The organism is Gibbsiella greigii, from assembly GCF_039540155.1.
Classification (GTDB): Bacteria; Pseudomonadota; Gammaproteobacteria; order Enterobacterales; family Enterobacteriaceae; genus Gibbsiella; species Gibbsiella quercinecans.
Genome location: NZ_BAABEM010000020.1, coordinates 148,254 through 164,067, shown reverse-complemented (window position 1 = coordinate 164,067; position 15,814 = coordinate 148,254). Strand labels below are relative to the sequence as shown.

Annotated in this window: 12 protein-coding genes and 2 tRNA genes; 12 read left to right on the top strand and 2 right to left on the bottom strand. The window is 57.6% G+C overall.

The annotated features are described in order from the left end of the window. Positions 1 to 50: 50 nt before the first annotated feature. Positions 51 to 1,499 (top strand): alpha/beta hydrolase, encoded by a 1,449-nt coding sequence (locus tag AC559G_RS13735; RefSeq protein WP_498912890.1) that lies wholly within the window; start codon positions 51 to 53, stop codon positions 1,497 to 1,499. Positions 1,500 to 1,506: 7 nt separating this feature from the next. Here AC559G_RS13735 and AC559G_RS13730 read toward each other — a convergent pair whose 3' ends face one another. Then, positions 1,507 to 2,256, bottom strand: a complete 750-nt coding sequence (locus AC559G_RS13730; protein ID WP_498912889.1) for an NAD-dependent epimerase/dehydratase family protein — start codon at positions 2,254 to 2,256, stop codon at positions 1,507 to 1,509. A gap of 616 nt (positions 2,257 to 2,872) precedes the next feature. Here AC559G_RS13730 and bglF point away from each other — a divergent pair. From bglF to AC559G_RS13715, 3 genes are all read left to right on the top strand, one after another. Continuing rightward, positions 2,873 to 4,753 (top strand): PTS sugar transporter subunit IIABC family protein, encoded by a 1,881-nt coding sequence (gene bglF, locus AC559G_RS13725; RefSeq protein ID WP_498912888.1) that lies wholly within the window; start codon positions 2,873 to 2,875, stop codon positions 4,751 to 4,753. 12 nt (positions 4,754 to 4,765) lie between these two features. Continuing rightward, on the top strand, positions 4,766 to 6,169 hold the full coding sequence (locus AC559G_RS13720; protein ID WP_498912887.1) for a glycoside hydrolase family 1 protein: 1,404 nt from the start codon (positions 4,766 to 4,768) through the stop codon (positions 6,167 to 6,169). Between the two features lie 162 nt (positions 6,170 to 6,331). Then, positions 6,332 to 7,717: a carbohydrate porin gene (locus tag AC559G_RS13715; protein WP_498912886.1), complete on the top strand. Its 1,386-nt coding sequence runs from the start codon at positions 6,332 to 6,334 to the stop codon at positions 7,715 to 7,717. A gap of 3 nt (positions 7,718 to 7,720) precedes the next feature. Here AC559G_RS13715 and AC559G_RS13710 read toward each other — a convergent pair whose 3' ends face one another. After that, a complete protein-coding gene (locus tag AC559G_RS13710; protein ID WP_498912885.1) occupies positions 7,721 to 8,320 on the bottom strand; it encodes an HD domain-containing protein in 600 nt (199 codons plus the stop codon). Positions 8,321 to 8,434: 114 nt separating this feature from the next. Here AC559G_RS13710 and AC559G_RS13705 point away from each other — a divergent pair, with 114 nt between their 5' ends. The 8 genes from AC559G_RS13705 (at position 8,435) to AC559G_RS13670 (ending at position 15,512) form a co-directional block, all read left to right on the top strand. Further along, complete coding sequence (locus tag AC559G_RS13705) at positions 8,435 to 8,899, top strand: MarR family winged helix-turn-helix transcriptional regulator (RefSeq protein ID WP_498912968.1); 465 nt, start codon at positions 8,435 to 8,437, stop codon at positions 8,897 to 8,899. A gap of 141 nt (positions 8,900 to 9,040) precedes the next feature. Next, on the top strand, positions 9,041 to 9,466 hold the full coding sequence (locus AC559G_RS13700; RefSeq protein WP_095846407.1) for an organic hydroperoxide resistance protein: 426 nt from the start codon (positions 9,041 to 9,043) through the stop codon (positions 9,464 to 9,466). Between the two features lie 346 nt (positions 9,467 to 9,812). Beyond that, complete coding sequence (gene eptB, locus AC559G_RS13695; protein ID WP_498912884.1) at positions 9,813 to 11,504, top strand: lipid A phosphoethanolamine transferase; 1,692 nt, start codon at positions 9,813 to 9,815, stop codon at positions 11,502 to 11,504. A 118-nt stretch (positions 11,505 to 11,622) separates the two neighbouring features. Further along, positions 11,623 to 12,213: a response regulator transcription factor UhpA gene (uhpA, locus tag AC559G_RS13690; RefSeq protein ID WP_498912883.1), complete on the top strand. Its 591-nt coding sequence runs from the start codon at positions 11,623 to 11,625 to the stop codon at positions 12,211 to 12,213. Further along, positions 12,213 to 13,754, top strand: coding sequence for a signal transduction histidine-protein kinase/phosphatase UhpB (uhpB, locus tag AC559G_RS13685; RefSeq protein WP_498912967.1), 1,542 nt, complete (start codon positions 12,213 to 12,215; stop codon positions 13,752 to 13,754). Before uhpA ends, uhpB begins: the two co-directional genes overlap by 1 nt. A gap of 93 nt (positions 13,755 to 13,847) precedes the next feature. Further along, positions 13,848 to 15,176 carry an MFS transporter gene (locus tag AC559G_RS13680; protein ID WP_462614867.1) on the top strand — a complete coding sequence of 443 codons (1,329 nt, stop codon included), beginning with the start codon at positions 13,848 to 13,850 and terminating at the stop codon, positions 15,174 to 15,176. Positions 15,177 to 15,307: 131 nt separating this feature from the next. Beyond that, positions 15,308 to 15,384, top strand: a tRNA-Pro gene (locus AC559G_RS13675). Between the two features lie 51 nt (positions 15,385 to 15,435). Continuing rightward, positions 15,436 to 15,512: transfer RNA gene (locus AC559G_RS13670), tRNA-Pro, on the top strand. Positions 15,513 to 15,814 lie beyond the last annotated feature (302 nt).

Sequence of the window (15,814 nt, the reverse complement as noted above, 5' to 3'; positions counted from 1 at the left end):
TATTCCGCGCGCTATAATCACGGTGAATTTTGCGTTAATCAGGAGCAGGCATGCTTTCCAGGGTAATGATCAGGTGGACCAAACGGCTGGTGGTGGTGATAGCCACCGTATTGCTGACGTTGTTTGCGGTGCGCGTTTACGATAGCCAGCGTGGGCCTGCGCTGGAGCCGTGGCACACTTTTGTGCCACATGAAATGAGCAGCGCTGAGCTGGACAAAGCCTCCTGGGCCGATTACCTGGCCGCCGAGCAGCGGGTGTTTGATGAGGTAAAAAACCAGGTTACTGACAAGCTTGATCCCAGTGAACGCATTCCGATTAACCGCTATTTTGCCGGTAGCCCGATTTATCCGGGGCATTTCGCCCAGGACTGGAACCGTTCCTATGAGCTGATGCCGCAGGGGGAGCCGCGCGGCGCGGTGGTGCTGTTGCACGGCCTGACGGATTCACCCTATAGCCTGCGCCATATTGCCGAGAATTACCGCCAGCACGGCTATGTTGCCGTGGGCATTCGTCTGCCGGCGCATGGCTCCGTGCCCGGTGCGCTGACCGATATTGAATGGCGTGATTGGCTGGCCGCCACCCGGCTGGCGGTGCGCGAGGCGCATAGCCGGATAGGCGCCGACAAGCCGCTGCACATCGTCGGCTTTTCCAACGGCGGCGCGCTGGCGATGAAATACGCGCTGGACGCGCTGAACGATCCGCACCTGGTTGCCCCGCAGCGGCTGATTTTGATTTCACCGATGATCGGCGTCACCAGCTTTGCCCGCTTTGCCGGGATCGCCGGCTGGCCGGCCGTGTTCCCGGCGTTCGCCAAAGCCGCCTGGCTTGGCGTGCTGCCGGAGTTTAACCCGTTTAAATACAATTCATTCCCGGTCAACGGCGCGCGCCAGTCCTACCTGCTTAGCCGTTCGCTGCAGCAGGAGATCGCCCGGGCGGCGCGTGAAGGGCGCCTGGATAAGCTGCCGCCGGTGTTGACGTTCCAGTCGGTGATGGATTCCACCGTCAGCACCCGCGCGGTGATCCGCGCGCTGTATAACGAACTGCCGGCCAACGGCAGCGAACTGGTGCTGTTTGACGTAAACCGCACGGTGAACTTCGGCCCGCTGCTGCGGCCCAATGCCGCCGCGGCGGTCAATCAACTGCTGCCCGCGCCGCCACGCCGCTACCAGACCACGGTGATCGCCAACGCATCGCCGGAGAGCAGCGAAGCGATAGCCCGTATTACGCCGGCGGGCGAGGCGGCGGAGAGCGCGCAGCCGCTGGGGCTGAACTATCCACCGGATATTTATTCGCTTTCTCACGTTGCCCTGCCGTTCCCGGTCAGCGACTCGCTGTATGGCCGCTACCCGCAGCAGCGCGATGAGTTTGGCATCAGCCTGGGGACCATTGCCGCACGGGGCGAGCGCTCGGTGCTGGTGGTGGATCTCGATACGCTGATGCGTATCGCGTCCAACCCGTTCTACCCGTATCTGCTGCAGCGCATCGACAATAAGCTGTAGCGGCCGCCTAGAGGAAACCGAGGATGCTGAAGGCGTCGTCCTGCGGAACGTAGCCGAGCAGGCGGGTGGTTTCCTCCAGCGACAGGCGTTTGTAGCGGTTGTTGGAGATGCCGTGCACCACGGCATGCTGCACGTTTTTCACCCGCAGGCAGCGATCGAGCAGATCGGCGGCGTCGCGGTGGCTGAGGTAAGCGCTCATATCGCGGGCGCTCGGGCGTTTATCGGCAGCCAGGGTGGTGAAATTGGCAAAACGCACGGCGACGGCGGACAGTTGTTGTTGATGCGCATAATAGGCGGCGATGCTTTCGCCCAGCGCTTTGCTGAGCCCGTAGAAGTTTTTCGGTCTGGGGGTATCTTCCGGCCGCACCTGGTAATCCAGCGGGTAGCCTTCAACCGCCTGGGCGCTGCTGGCGAACACCACGCGCCGGCAGCCCGCTTCTTTGGCTGCGCGGAAAATATTGGCCGTGCCCAGAATGTTGTTGTTCATCAGCGAGGGATAAAAACCGGCGCTGGGCGAAGTATCGGCCGCCAGATGCAAGACGGTGTCGATATTGGCGCAGGCCCGGCGGCAAGCGGCGATATCGGTAATATCGCAGGCGATGGCCTGATTGTTAGCACCGACGTCCGTCAGCATTGCGGTATCCCGTTCCGCTAACCGCAGCGGGTAGCGATCGCCGATGGCCTTGCGGAATACCGTTGCCACACGCCCTGCGGCGCCCGTGATCAGCACCCGCCCCATCTCGTTGCGCAATGTCATGGCTGCATTTTTCCTTAAAAGCAAATCCCGTTCCTTCCCGCACAGTAATAATCCCGGCCGCGTATTTTGTCTATACATCAATAAAATAAGTTAATGTATTTGGTGTGATATACATCAATGAAATAGCGAATTTGGCGACGGGATATGCCGTTTAATCCAGGCGCAGGCGCTGCGGGTTTGATTGGAGAGATTTGTTTGTATCGCTAATTATTGATGAGGTTATGGGTTTTTTACGTATTTTTCGCGCAATGAATCCAGCTGGGTTGCTGCCGGCAATGATGGGGTGATTTGAAATTCATTAATTCAATAACATAAGAATTAATTATATTCGCACGCCACCAGGGCGGCGGCAGCAATCTGTACGCCAGATCACACTTTGCAAATTTCGTCGCACAAGCACTTGCCCAGAGAAAAACGGCAGTGTTACCGTCATGGCTCAGCCATTTTAGGGTTGTCACTGTTCTCACAGGCAAAACCTAAACCTCGTGCTTCTGTACCTCTCATTGGGGCCAGAGGCGGTGAGGTTTAGGTTTTTTTTTGCGCCGAATTTGGCCCACGGCGGGTTGGCCACCGCGGTTGGCGCCAGACGGCAAGGGACGTAGCTAAGGATGACAAAATGAAATATGAACAATTAGCCAGTGAGATTTTGGCCGGCGTCGGTGGCCGCGACAATATAAAAAGCCTGGTGCACTGTGCCACCCGGCTGCGTTTCAAACTGCGTGACAACCAGCAGGCAGACGCCGAAGCGCTGAAGAAAAACGCCGGCGTGATCATGGTGGTAGAGAGCGGCGGGCAGTTCCAGGTGGTGATTGGCAACCACGTCGGCGATGTTTATGCCGCGATTAATCAGGCGGCCGGGTTGGCGGAAGCCGCATCGGGCGCGCAGGATGACGGCGGCAAGAAAGACAACCTGTTCAGCCGTTTTATCGATATCGTCTCCGGGATTTTTACCCCGCTGCTGGGCGTGATGGCGGCTTCGGGGATCCTGAAAGGGGCGCTGTCGCTGGCGTTGGCCTGCGGTTGGCTGCAGGCCGAGAGCGGAACCTACCGTATCTGGTTTGCTGCCAGCGACGCGCTGTTCTACTTCCTGCCGATCATGCTGGGTTACACCGCCGGGAAAAAGTTTGGCGGCAACCCATTTGTCACCATGACTATCGGCGCCGCGCTGACCCATCCGCTGATGATCGCGGCATTCGACGCCGCGCAGCAGCCGGGCGCGGCGACGGAATACTTCCTTGGCATGCCGGTCACGTTCATCAACTATGCCTCGTCGGTTATCCCGATTATTTTTGCCGCCTGGCTCTCCTGCAAGCTGGAACCGCTGTTTAACCGCATGCTACACAGCGCACTGCGCAATTTCTTCAGCCCGCTGCTGTGTCTGGCGATTGTCGTACCGCTGACGTTCCTGCTGATCGGCCCGGCAGCCACCTGGCTCAGCCACCTGCTGGCCAACGGCTACCAGGCGATCCACGCGTTTAACCCGATCGTCGCCGGGGCGCTGATCGGCGCGTTGTGGCAGGTGTGCGTGATCTTCGGCCTGCATTGGGGGCTGGTGCCGCTGATGATTAACAACCTGAGCGTGCTGGGCCGTGACACCATGGTGCCGTTGCTGCTGCCGGCGGTGATGGGGCAGGTGGGGGCCACGCTTGGGGTGATGTTGCGCACCCGCGACGCCAAACTGCGCGTGATGGCCGGTTCCGCCGTGACCGCCGGGATTTTCGGCATCACTGAACCAGCGGTCTATGGTGTTACCCTGCCGAACAAACGGCCGTTTATCTTCGGCTGCATCGGCGGCGCGCTGGGCGGGGCGGTGATCGGCTATTTCCACAGTGCGGTTTACTCATTCGGCCTGGCCAGCGTGTTTTCCTTCGCGCAAATTATTCCGCCTACCGGCTTTGACGCCACCGTGCTGGGCGCGATTGCCGGTACGCTGCTGTCGTTCTTCTTCGCCGCCATCACCAGCTATCTTTTCGGCCTGGCGCCGCAGCCGGCGGCAGAAGCAGAGGCCCCGGTGGCCGCACCTTCCGCCGCTCCGCTGAACCGCAAGACGTTGATTGCCAGCCCGATCGCCGGCGACGTGCTGCCACTGGATCAGATGGCAGACCCGACCTTCGCCAGCGGCTTGCTGGGCAAAGGCGCCGCCATCGTGCCACAGCAGGGGCGGGCGGTTTCGCCGGTGAACGGTACGGTGGCTTCACTGTTCAAAACCCGCCATGCCATCGGCATTGAGTCTGATGACGGCGCACAGGTGCTGATCCATATCGGCATCGACACCGTCAAGCTGGACGGCCAGCACTTTATCGCCCACGTTGCCGAAGGCGATCGGGTTCAGCAAGGCGATCTACTGATTGAATTTGACCTGGCGGCCATCCGCGCCGCGGGTTTCGACACCACAACGCCAATCATCATCAGCAACACTGAAGACTACATTGACGTTTTGGCCACCGATCTCGGCCCGGTGCAGGAACAGGCACCGCTGCTGACTTTATTACGTTAAGAGGAGATAACGATGACCAGCAAGTTTCCAGACAATTTCCTGTGGGGCGGCGCCGTGGCGGCAAACCAGGTGGAAGGGGCTTACCAGCAGGATGGCAAAGGGCTGTCGACCTCCGATTTGCAGCCTGCCGGGGTGTTCGGCCCGGTAACGCCGCGCGCCCCTGGCGACAGCGGCATCAAGGATGTGGCGATCGATTTCTATCATCGTTACCCGGAAGACATCGCGTTGTTTGCGGAAATGGGCTTTAAATGCCTGCGTACCTCCATCGCCTGGACGCGTATTTTCCCGCAGGGCGATGAAGAAACCCCGAACGAAGCCGGGTTGGCGTTTTACGATCGGCTGTTTGATGAAATGGCCAAATACGGCATCACGCCGCTGATTACGCTGTCGCATTATGAAATGCCCTACGGGCTGGTGAAACAATACGGCGGCTGGAGCAGCCGACAGGTGATCGGCTTCTTTGAACGTTATGCGCGCACCGTGTTTGAGCGTTACAAACACAAGGTGAAGCATTGGCTGACGTTCAATGAGATCAACATGTCGCTGCACGCGCCGTTCACCGGCGTCGGCCTGCCGGAAGGCAGCAGCAAGAGTGACGTCTACCAGGCCATTCATCATCAATTGGTGGCCAGCGCCAGGGCGGTGAAAGCCTGCCATGAGTTGGTGCCGGGCGGGAAAATCGGCAATATGCTGCTTGGCGGCATTTTGTACCCGCTGAGCTGCCGGCCGGAAGACGTGCTGGAAACCCAACGCCAGAACCGCGGCTGGCAGTTCTTTGGCGATGTGCAGGCGCGCGGCTACTACCCGGCCTATATGCAGCGCTTCTTCCGCGAAAACGGTATTGACGTTGATATCAGCGAAGAAGACAAACAGGCGCTGCGTGAAACCGTCGATTTTATTTCTTTCAGCTACTACATGAGCGGCTGTGTCACCGCCGACGAAGCGCTGAACCACACGGCGCGCGCCAATATTCTCAACATGGTGCCGAACCCGCATTTGCAAAGCTCCGAATGGGGCTGGCAGATTGATCCTATCGGCCTGCGCTTCCTGCTCAACGAACTGTATGACCGTTACCAGAAGCCGTTGTTTATCGTGGAGAACGGGCTGGGCGCTAAGGATCGCGTTGAGGCGGATGGCAGCATCAATGATGACTATCGTATTGATTATATTAACGATCACCTGGTACAGGTGCGCGAGGCGATTGACGATGGCGTTGAAGTGATGGGCTATACCAGCTGGGGGCCGATCGATCTGGTCAGCGCGTCCAAAGCGGAAATGTCCAAGCGTTACGGCTTTATTTACGTCGATCGCGACGATGCCGGCAACGGCAGCTTGGCGCGTAGCCGTAAGAAAAGCTTCTATTGGTATCGCGATGTGATCCAAAGCAACGGCGGCAGCCTGAAAGTTAAGGGCTAAACGCCACGCTATTTGCCCAGGCGCAACGCCTGGGCATTGTCTGGGCCGATCAACGGCCGCCGCTTGAAAAATAACTTTTACCAACAATGGGTATTACCGCCCAGGGATTGCTGTGGCCTACAGAAAGTGATGCGCATATTTGCGTCGATAAGGAGAATAAAAATGAAATATCGGTTATCCGGCGCGGCGGCCTTTACCGCCGCCCTGCTGGTTTGCACAAGCGCAGAGGCGCAAGCAGCGCAAGCCGAACGCGCTGAAACACCCGAATGGCAAGGGGTTGCATTGGGTTTTGAGCCGCCGAAAGCGGGGCTGTTGGGGGATATGTTGGGGATCAGGCCGATCCTGGAAGATCACGGCTTCCACTATACGTTGGGCTACCTGAGCCAGATCTCCTATAACGCCGGCGGCGGGTACAACCATGATAAACAGGCGTCTTATATTGATCAGTTCGCACTTACCTTCAGCCAGGACCTGGAAGCATTAACGGGCATCCCGGATGCGGCGATCGAGGGGAATATCGTTAACCGTAACCATGACAACAGCCTGACGCGCGATCGGTTGCAGGATCAACGGGTCAATATCACCGATTTGTCGCAGGAAAGCTACGGCGGCCAGTCGATTACCCGATTGGGTTGGCTGACATTCAGCCGCAGCTTTGACGATCGCCGCCTGCATTGGCGCATTGGCCTGATGAATAAAGTGCAGGATTTCGATCAGATTATCCCGTGTGATTTCCAAACCCTGAACCTGTGCGGCGGCAAATCAGCCAGTTCGCTCACCTGGTACAACTGGAATGTGCACTACTGGGGCACTACCCTGCAGTACAAGCTCACCGATGGCCTGACCCTGAAGACCGGGGTGCTGGAACAAAACCCGCAGGCGACCAGCCGCAGCCATGCCTGGAGTTGGTCCACTAAGGGCAGCAAGGGCATTCTGCTGCCGGTGGAGCTGGAGCTGAAAACCAATTACTTTAATCAGTTGCCCGGGATTTATAACCTGGGCGTGCTGTTTACCAACGCGGAGCAGCAGGATCTGTATCGTGGCGTCTCCGGCGGGCCGGGCGCGACCGATCCAGACGGTTACCGCACCCATGACCGCACCTGGTTCCTGTATACCGGCTTTAATCAGCAGGTGACGCGCCATGCGGACGATGCCAACCGCGGCCTGAGCGTGTCTTATAGCCTGGGCGTGGGCGATAAGCGCTCCAACTATATCCACTACACCACCTCTGCCAGCGTTCGCTATCGCGGTATGTTTGACGCGCGGCCAAACGACTGGCTGGGGTTGGGTGTTTCCGTGGTGAAAGTGAGCGACAGCTATAAAGATAACCTGCGTTACCTGAACCAAATTAATAACGCCAGCAGCGCTAGCGATCCAAACTACTACCCGATACCGGGCCATTCGGTCACGGCGGAACTGTATTATCGCGTTGAAGTTACGCCGTGGCTGCAGTTGCAGCCGGGCCTGCAGTACTGGCATCACCCTGGTGGGGTGAGTGACACGCAGGATGCCTGGGTAACGGCACTGAAAACGGTGGTGACGTTCTAACGGTTAGGCGGCGTCGTTTTTCTGGTAGCGCTGGCGGGCGGCGTCGAACCAACTGGCGGGCACGTTGTGGGGCGGCAGCATTAGCTGCGCCAACCCCTGTTCCACGATCTGGCTGGCCTGGCGCCATAGCGCCGGATCGCCTTCGGTCAGCACTTCTAGCAACAGTTGTTTTTCCAGCAGGTAGGTTTTGGCAAACTGGCTGTCGTGCTCCAGCAGCGAGCGGGTGTTGTCGATCACATCCGCCAGCTTGATGGTTTTGGCCTGCGGAGAGGCGCCGGCGCTGTGCCGGCGATCGCGGCTTTTGCGGATAAAGCGGCTGCCGCTTCCATGGATGCTGACGTTGGTCAACATATCCACCAGTTGCGCCACCTGCGGGCCGAAACGGCTGGTAATGTCGGCAAGCGTGGTCGGGGTATCTTCTACGGTGTCGTGCAGCCAGGCCGCGGCCAGCATCTCTTCGGTATGCGGCACGGTGCGCACCAGTTCCACCACCGCCTGCGGGTGGACGATATAAGGCGCGTTGGTATATTTTCGGCGCTGATCGATGGCCGCATGCGCCTGTGTGGCGTAGCGCCGGGCGCGTTCTTCCAATGTTGCAGTCATATCCTTTCCTTCCTTTCGCCAGCGGATGGGCCTGTTGCCTATAGAGAAAAATAACACATTCACTTCAAAAAGAAATAGCTTGCGATTACATAGTGCACTATATATATTCGAATGATGAAAAATAAAAACCCTGAACAACTCAACGCGGAAAACACGCTGCTGCTCGATCAGCAACTGTGTTTTGCCCTGTATTCCGCCAACCTGGCGTTGCACAAGGTGTATCGCAAACTGCTCAATCAGCTCGATCTGACCTATCCGCAGTATCTGGTGATGCTGGTGCTGTGGGAACGGGACGCGTTGACGGTATCGGCCATCGGTGAACGCCTGTTTCTTGACTCCGCCACGCTGACGCCGCTGCTCAAGCGCATGGAGGCCGCGGGCCTGCTGCTGCGCCGCCGGGCCGCCGAGGATGAGCGGCAGGTGATCGTTGCGCTGACCGATGCCGGGCGTGCGCTGCGTGAAAAAGCCCGCACGGTGCCGGAGGCGGTGATGTGCGCGACCGACTGCAGCGTTAATGAAATGCTGGAGATCAAGCAGCGGCTTGAATCGCTGCGCGGCAGTCTGATCAACCAATTGTGAATCATTGGCACGTGTTTTTACTATAAGATTTAATTAATAAATAGCTAGCGATTAAATCGCAAATAAAGTTATTTTGCCGTGTGCGTTTACCTGATAAATCACGCGTCAAATCCACTAACCTGCAAGCAACAAGAGGTAGTTATGTCTATTGAAAAAGTCGTTTATCAGGCGCATGCCAAAGCCACCGGCGGCCGTGATGGCCGCGCCACGTCCTCTGACGGCGTACTGGATGTAAAACTGGGAGTGCCGAAAGAAATGGGTGGCGCCGGCGGGGCCGTGACTAACCCGGAACAGCTGTTTGCCGCGGGTTATTCCGCTTGTTTCCTCGGCGCTTTGAAATTTGTCGCCGCCAAAGAAAAAGTGAAAATCCCGGCCGACGCCGCGATCGAAGCAACCGTGGGCATTGGTGAAATCCCGAACGGATTCGGCATTGAAGTGCAACTGGATATCACGCTGCCCGGCGTTGAACGTAGCGTGGCGGAAGCGCTGGTGAAAAAGGCACATGAGGTTTGCCCTTACTCCAACGCCACCCGCGGCAATATTGATGTAACGCTGAACGTTAAGTAACCGTTCGCAGGCGCTTATTCGGTAAGGTGGGGGGAGGGCGCCCCGCCTTTTCCGCTGTACTGCCCTGCATACTTCAAATTGCGGATGCGTCGGCTTGGCTCCCAGGGCCGCATCCTGCGCCAGCGCTGTTCAACACGCTTTTGCATTTTATCCTAGGGCTCGAATTATTTTTTTGGATATAGTTTTATCGCCATCACAAAAAACGGTAAAAAAGGCCCCATCTGCTAAGAGTTTTCTTGATTATTACCGGTAAAACAGTGCTTATTGCCGATTGGCTGAACCTGCCAACATAGTGACTGTCTGAATACATCAGTATCTTTTATGTCCTCTGGAGCCACCGCGTTACATGAACAAAGTAAAATCGCTATCACAGCAGAATTTATCGTTATTGTTAGCGATTTATATCGGCATCTTTTTAAACCTTTCTGTTTTTTATCGCCGCTTTGACTCGTTGGCGCATGGCCTGCAAGGAATCAAACTGGTGGCGGCGATCACTGAAGTGATTGCCATCGTCCTGTTTACCTTTTTTATCATGCGGTTGGTTTCACTGGGCGGGCGATTATTCTATCGTATCGTCGCCTCGTTTCTGGTGCTCATCTCGGTGGCAGCAAGCTATTACATGACGTTTTTCAACGTGGTGATCGGCTACGGGATTATTGTCTCTGTGATGACCACCGATATCGATCTCTCCAAAGAGGTGATTGGCCTGCACTTTGTGGTGTGGATGGTGCTGGTTAGCGCCTTGCCGCTGCTGTTGATCTGGAAAAATAACCTGCGCGACACGCTGATCGAACAGTTGAAGCAGCCGGGGCACCGCATCCGCCCGCTGTTGGTGTTGCTGGCGGTGGTGGCGTTGGTATGGCTGCCGCTGCGGATGTTGGATAAGGCGCAAAGCGCGCAGGAAAAAATCACCAATATCGATTTGCCAAGCTACGGCGGGGTGGTGGCCCACTCCTATCTGCCGTCCAACTGGCTCTCTGCGCTGGGGCTGTTTGCTTACACCCGCTATGACGAGAGCCAGGACGCGGCCAATTTGTTCGATCCGTCCAAACATTTCACCTACGTGGCGCCGCCGGGTATTGATGACACTTATGTGGTGTTTATCATCGGTGAAACCACGCGCTGGGATCATATGGGGATACTGGGTTATGGGCGCGATACCACGCCGAAGCTGTCGAAAGAGAAAAACCTGGCGGCATTCCGCGGTGAATCCTGCGATACCTCAACCAAGCTTTCCCTGCGCTGTATGTTCGTGCGCGAAGGCGGCACCGAAGATAACCCGCAGCGCACGCTGAAAGAGCAGAATATTTTCGCGGTGTTGAAAGAACTGGGCTTCACCTCCGAATTGTTCGCCATGCAGAGCGAAGTGTGGTTTTACAATAATACCGACCCAAACAGCTATTCATTCCGCGAGATGATCGCCTCTGAAAAGCGCAACGACGGTAAATCCGTGGATGATATGCTGCTGGTGAATGAAATGAAGGCTTCGCTGGAGCGCTATCCTAAAGGGAAGCATCTGGTGATCCTGCATACCAAAGGCTCGCACTATTTGTATTCGCAGCGTTACCCGCGCAGCTACGCCCGTTACCAGCCGGAATGCATGGGGGTGGATGATTTTTGCTCCAAGGAGCGGTTGATTAACGCCTATGATAACTCGGTGCTGTATACCGACAGCTTTATCGACAACGTGATTGATCAAGTGCGCGATAAAAAGGCCATCGTGTTTTACGCTTCCGATCATGGCGAGTCGATCGGCGAGAACTCGCACCTGCACGGCACCCCGCGCGAAATGGCACCGCCGGAGCAGTTCCGGGTGCCGATGCTGGTGTGGGCATCGGATAAATACCTGGCCGACTCACATAACCGGAAAGCCTTTGAACAACTGCAGGCGCAGCAGCGCATCGGCAAAACGCACCGCCATGTGGAACTGTTCGATACCATCCTCGGCTGCCTTGGCTACAGCTCGCCGGACGGCGGCATCGTGGCGAAAAACAACTGGTGCAGCGCGCCGCCGTTGAAAGCCGCCGCCTCGCGCTAATGTCTATCCCCCTGCCGCCCGGCAGGGGGACGCTTTTCGCTTAGCCTAATACTTACCTTCGATCCCGCGCCAGCATGGGGGTATAATTTGCGCCCTTTACCTGACATCGGAGATATCCATGGCCTTACGCGTGGCGTTTATTGACGATCATGACATTGTCCGTTCTGGATTCGTACAGTTGCTTTCGCTGGAGACGGATATTCAGGTTGTGGGGGAGTTCAGCAGTGGTGCCCAGGCGCGCGCTGGCTTGCCGGGGATCGCGGTGGATGTCTGCATCTGCGATATCTCAATGCCCGACGGCAGCGGGCTGGATTTGTTGGCGGATATTCCTTCCGCCATCCATGTAGTGATGCTGTCGATGCACGATAATCCGGCGCTGGTGGAAATGGCGCTGGCGCGCGGCGCCAGCGGCTTTCTTTCCAAGCGCTGCAAGCCGGAAGATCTGATCACCGCCGTGCGCACCGTGGCCGGCGGTGGGGTTTATCTGATGCCGGAAATCGCACAGCAACTGGCGCGGGTGAAGGTCGATCCGCTCACCCGGCGTGAGCGTGAAGTCGCCCTGCTGCTGGCGCAAGGGCAAGAGGTGCGCCAGATAGCCGCCGTGCTCGGGCTATCGCCCAAAACCGTGCATGCGCATCGCGCCAACCTGTTCGCCAAGCTGGGCATCAACAATAACGTCGAGCTGGCGCAGCGGATGCTCAACCTATGATGCAACGCGCTATCACGCAATTGGCGCTGCTTTTTTTCTATGCCGCCAGCGCATTTTGCCTGTGGGGCATTGGCACGGCGATGATTGATCCGCCCTGGCAGGCCCTGTTGTTGTTCCCGTTTGGCCTGCGCATGGGCATCTTGTTGCAATGCCCATACCGTTTCTGGCCGGGCATTCTGCTGGCGGACGTGATGCTGATGTGGCTGTTGGCCGATCAGTTTGGTTACGGGCCGGCGCTGTGGGCGTCGCTGGCGGTATTGGTGCTGACGACGTTGCTCAGTATGCTGATGTCACCGTGGTTGCTGCGCCGTCAGCAAAGCGGCAGCGAGTGGCGCTGGCCGTTGCAGCAAGGGGCGGTGGTCGCCGCCGCCGCGTTGTTGCAGGCCGCCGTATGGCAGATAGTCAGCGGCGAAGGGGGGCGGGTGCTACTGTTTGGCTTGGCAGGGGGGTTTACCGTGGCGCCGACCTGCCTGCTGCTGTGGCATTACCTGATGCGCCAGATCTGGGTGCCGCTGGAACCCGGGCTTATCCATCAGCCGGTGCGGCTGCGCCTGCTGCCGCTGGGGGGCTATCTGCTGCTGTTTGCCCTGAGCATCTGGCTGCAACAGCAGGTGAATGCGGTGGAGTTGCGCCGTTTCGCGCCGTTTTGCCTGGCGATACCGATCGTCTTTATGGCTTACCGCTACGGCTGGAAGGGGGCATTATTGGCCACCTTGCTCAACGGTGTGGCGCTGGTAGCTAATGAGCCGCCGCGCCAGGACGCTCACCGCGATTTGCTGCTTTCTCTTTTAGCGCAAAGCCTGACCGGGCTGCTGCTTGGCGCGGGTATCCAGCGCCAGCGCGAACTCAACCTGCAACTGCGGCTGCGCCTGAATGAGAACCGCCAACTGGCGCGCGCATTGGTGACGGCCGAAGAGCGCACCCGGCGCGAAGTGGCGCGGGAACTGCATGATGAAGTCGGCCAGACCATCACCGTTATCCGTACTCAGGCCAGCATTGTGAAACGTCTTGCCGCGCAGCCGCCGCTGATCGTCTGTGCCGAGACCATTGAAGCGCAGGCGCTGCGCGTGTACGACGGCGTGCATGACGTGCTGGCTCAGCTATGGCCCGCGGCGCTGAACAACCTGCCGCTGTCGGCAGCGGTGGCGGCAATGCTGCGCGATTTGTTGCCGCAGGACGATTCGCTGGTGAGTGTGGTGCAGTGGCAGGTGCCGGACGCGTTGCTGGATGACACATTGAAAATCACCCTGTATCGGGTATGCCAGGAAGGCATCACCAATGCCTGCCGCCACGCCAACGCCAGCCAGATCGCGCTGGATGCACGCCTGGAGGACGATCGCCTGCGTGGGCGCGTCATCCGGCTGACTATTCGCGATAACGGCCAGGGCATCGATCCGAGCAGCCACCAGCCGGGTTACGGCCTGCGCGGCATGCAAGAGCGCATCAGCGCGCTGGGCGGCAGTTTGCAATTAATGCAGGACCACGGTACTTGCCTGAGTGTGACATTACCCGCAGTTTCGCCGCAAGAACAGGAAAACTAGGAAATAGTCCCGGCCCGATTGGGAAATCGGCGTAAGGCATTTGCGCGCGCGCGCGGCAAGATAGCGCGACTTTTTTATTCTCTGAGGTTTCACATGTGGTTCTTTCTTAAAAGTAGCCCGGATGCGCCGAAAATAACCGATCAAAAACAGATCGATTCGACCTACAAATACTGGCGTATTCAGCTGATGTGGACGATGTACATTGGCTATGCGGCGTTTTACTTCACGCGCAAAAGTTTCAACTTCATCATGCCGGCGATGCTGAGCGATCTTGGCCTGACGATGTCTGACGTCGGCATCCTCGGCACGCTGTTTTATATCACTTACGGCTGCTCGAAATTTATCTCCGGAATGATCAGCGACCGTTCCAACCCGCGTTATTTCATGGGGCTGGGCCTGATCATGACCGGTGTGTTGAACATTTTCTTTGGCTTGAGCTCGTCACTGTTGATGTTGAGCACGCTGTGGATCCTCAACGCGTTCTTCCAGGGCTGGGGCTGGCCACCGTGTTCGAAAATTCTCACTAACTGGTACTCCCGCTCCGAACGCGGCGGTTGGTGGGCGATGTGGAATACCTCGCATAACTTTGGCGGGGCGCTGATTCCGCTGTTGGTCGGCGTTATTTCACTGCATTTCAACTGGCGCTACGGCATGATTATCCCCGGAATTATCGGCGTAATGCTGGGGCTGCTGATGTGCTGGCGCCTGCGCGACAAGCCGGGCAGCATGGGGCTGCCGACCGTAGGGAAATGGCGTAACGATGCCATGGAGCTGGTGCAGGAATCCGAAGGGCAAGGGTTGAGCAGCCGTGAAATCATCAAGCGTTACGTACTGACCAACAAATACATCTGGCTGTTGGCGGTGTCTTATGTGCTGGTGTACATCGTGCGTACGGCGATCAATGACTGGGGCAACCTGTACCTGACGCAGGAGAAAGGCTACTCGCTGATGACCGCCAACTCGGCGATCTCGCTGTTTGAAGTGGGCGGCTTCATCGGCTCGCTAGTCGCCGGCTGGGGTTCTGATAAGCTGTTTCGCGGCAACCGCGGCCCGATGAACCTGATCTTCGCTATAGGTATTTTCCTGTCGGTCGCCGCACTGTGGTTGATGCCGGGTGTAACCTACCTGCTGCAGGCGGCCTGCTTCTTCGCCATTGGCTTCTTTATCTTTGGCCCGCAGATGCTGATTGGCATGGCGGCCGCTGAATGCTCGCATAAAGATGCGGCGGGCGCCGCCACCGGTTTTGTCGGTCTGTTTGCCTACCTGGGCGCGGCGCTGTCCGGCTACCCGATCGCCCGGGTGATGGAAGTGTGGCACTGGAATGGCTTCTTTGTGGTGATTTCCATCGCTGCCTGCCTGTCTGCGCTGTTCCTGCTGCCGTTCTTGCGCGCGCAGTCACCAAAATTGGCGCCGCAGGCATAACGAGAAATGCGCTGCGCCGCGGCCGCGTAGCGCGTTTTTTGGCTAATGCGCTGATTTTGTCGCCAGCTAAAGGGCCGGCGGAAAAAAGTGATTGACGCCTATTATCGCCAGCAGTAAGATGCGCCCCGCATCGGCGAGTAGCGCAGCCTGGTAGCGCAACACGTTCGGGACGTGTGGGTCGGAGGTTCAAATCCTCTCTCGCCGACCAATCCCTTATGTTGGCTACTGCCGATCAAGATTACAACGATTTACCCCGCATCGGCGAGTAGCGCAGCTTGGTAGCGCAACTGGTTTGGGACCAGTGGGTCGGAGGTTCGAATCCTCTCTCGCCGACCACATTCGAGAAACCTGCTTTCATAAGCAGGTTTTTTTTCGTCTGCAGTTTGGGAAAACCGTGCCGCCGAAGGCGGTTTTCATCGGGCGTTGCGGTGGCGTTGTTACATAATAAAATCCGGCACTGTCACTGCTGAAAGGTGAAAGGAAATGTCCGCCGGATGTGAGACACAGGCGAATCAAATACCATAATGACACTATCAAATGTCATCACGGCAAGCCATTTCCCTGTGGCCATCCTCTGGGTGTGAGGCGTTTGGTGAGCTGTTTATGGAAATACAGGACTTCGTCATAGGCGGAAGGCT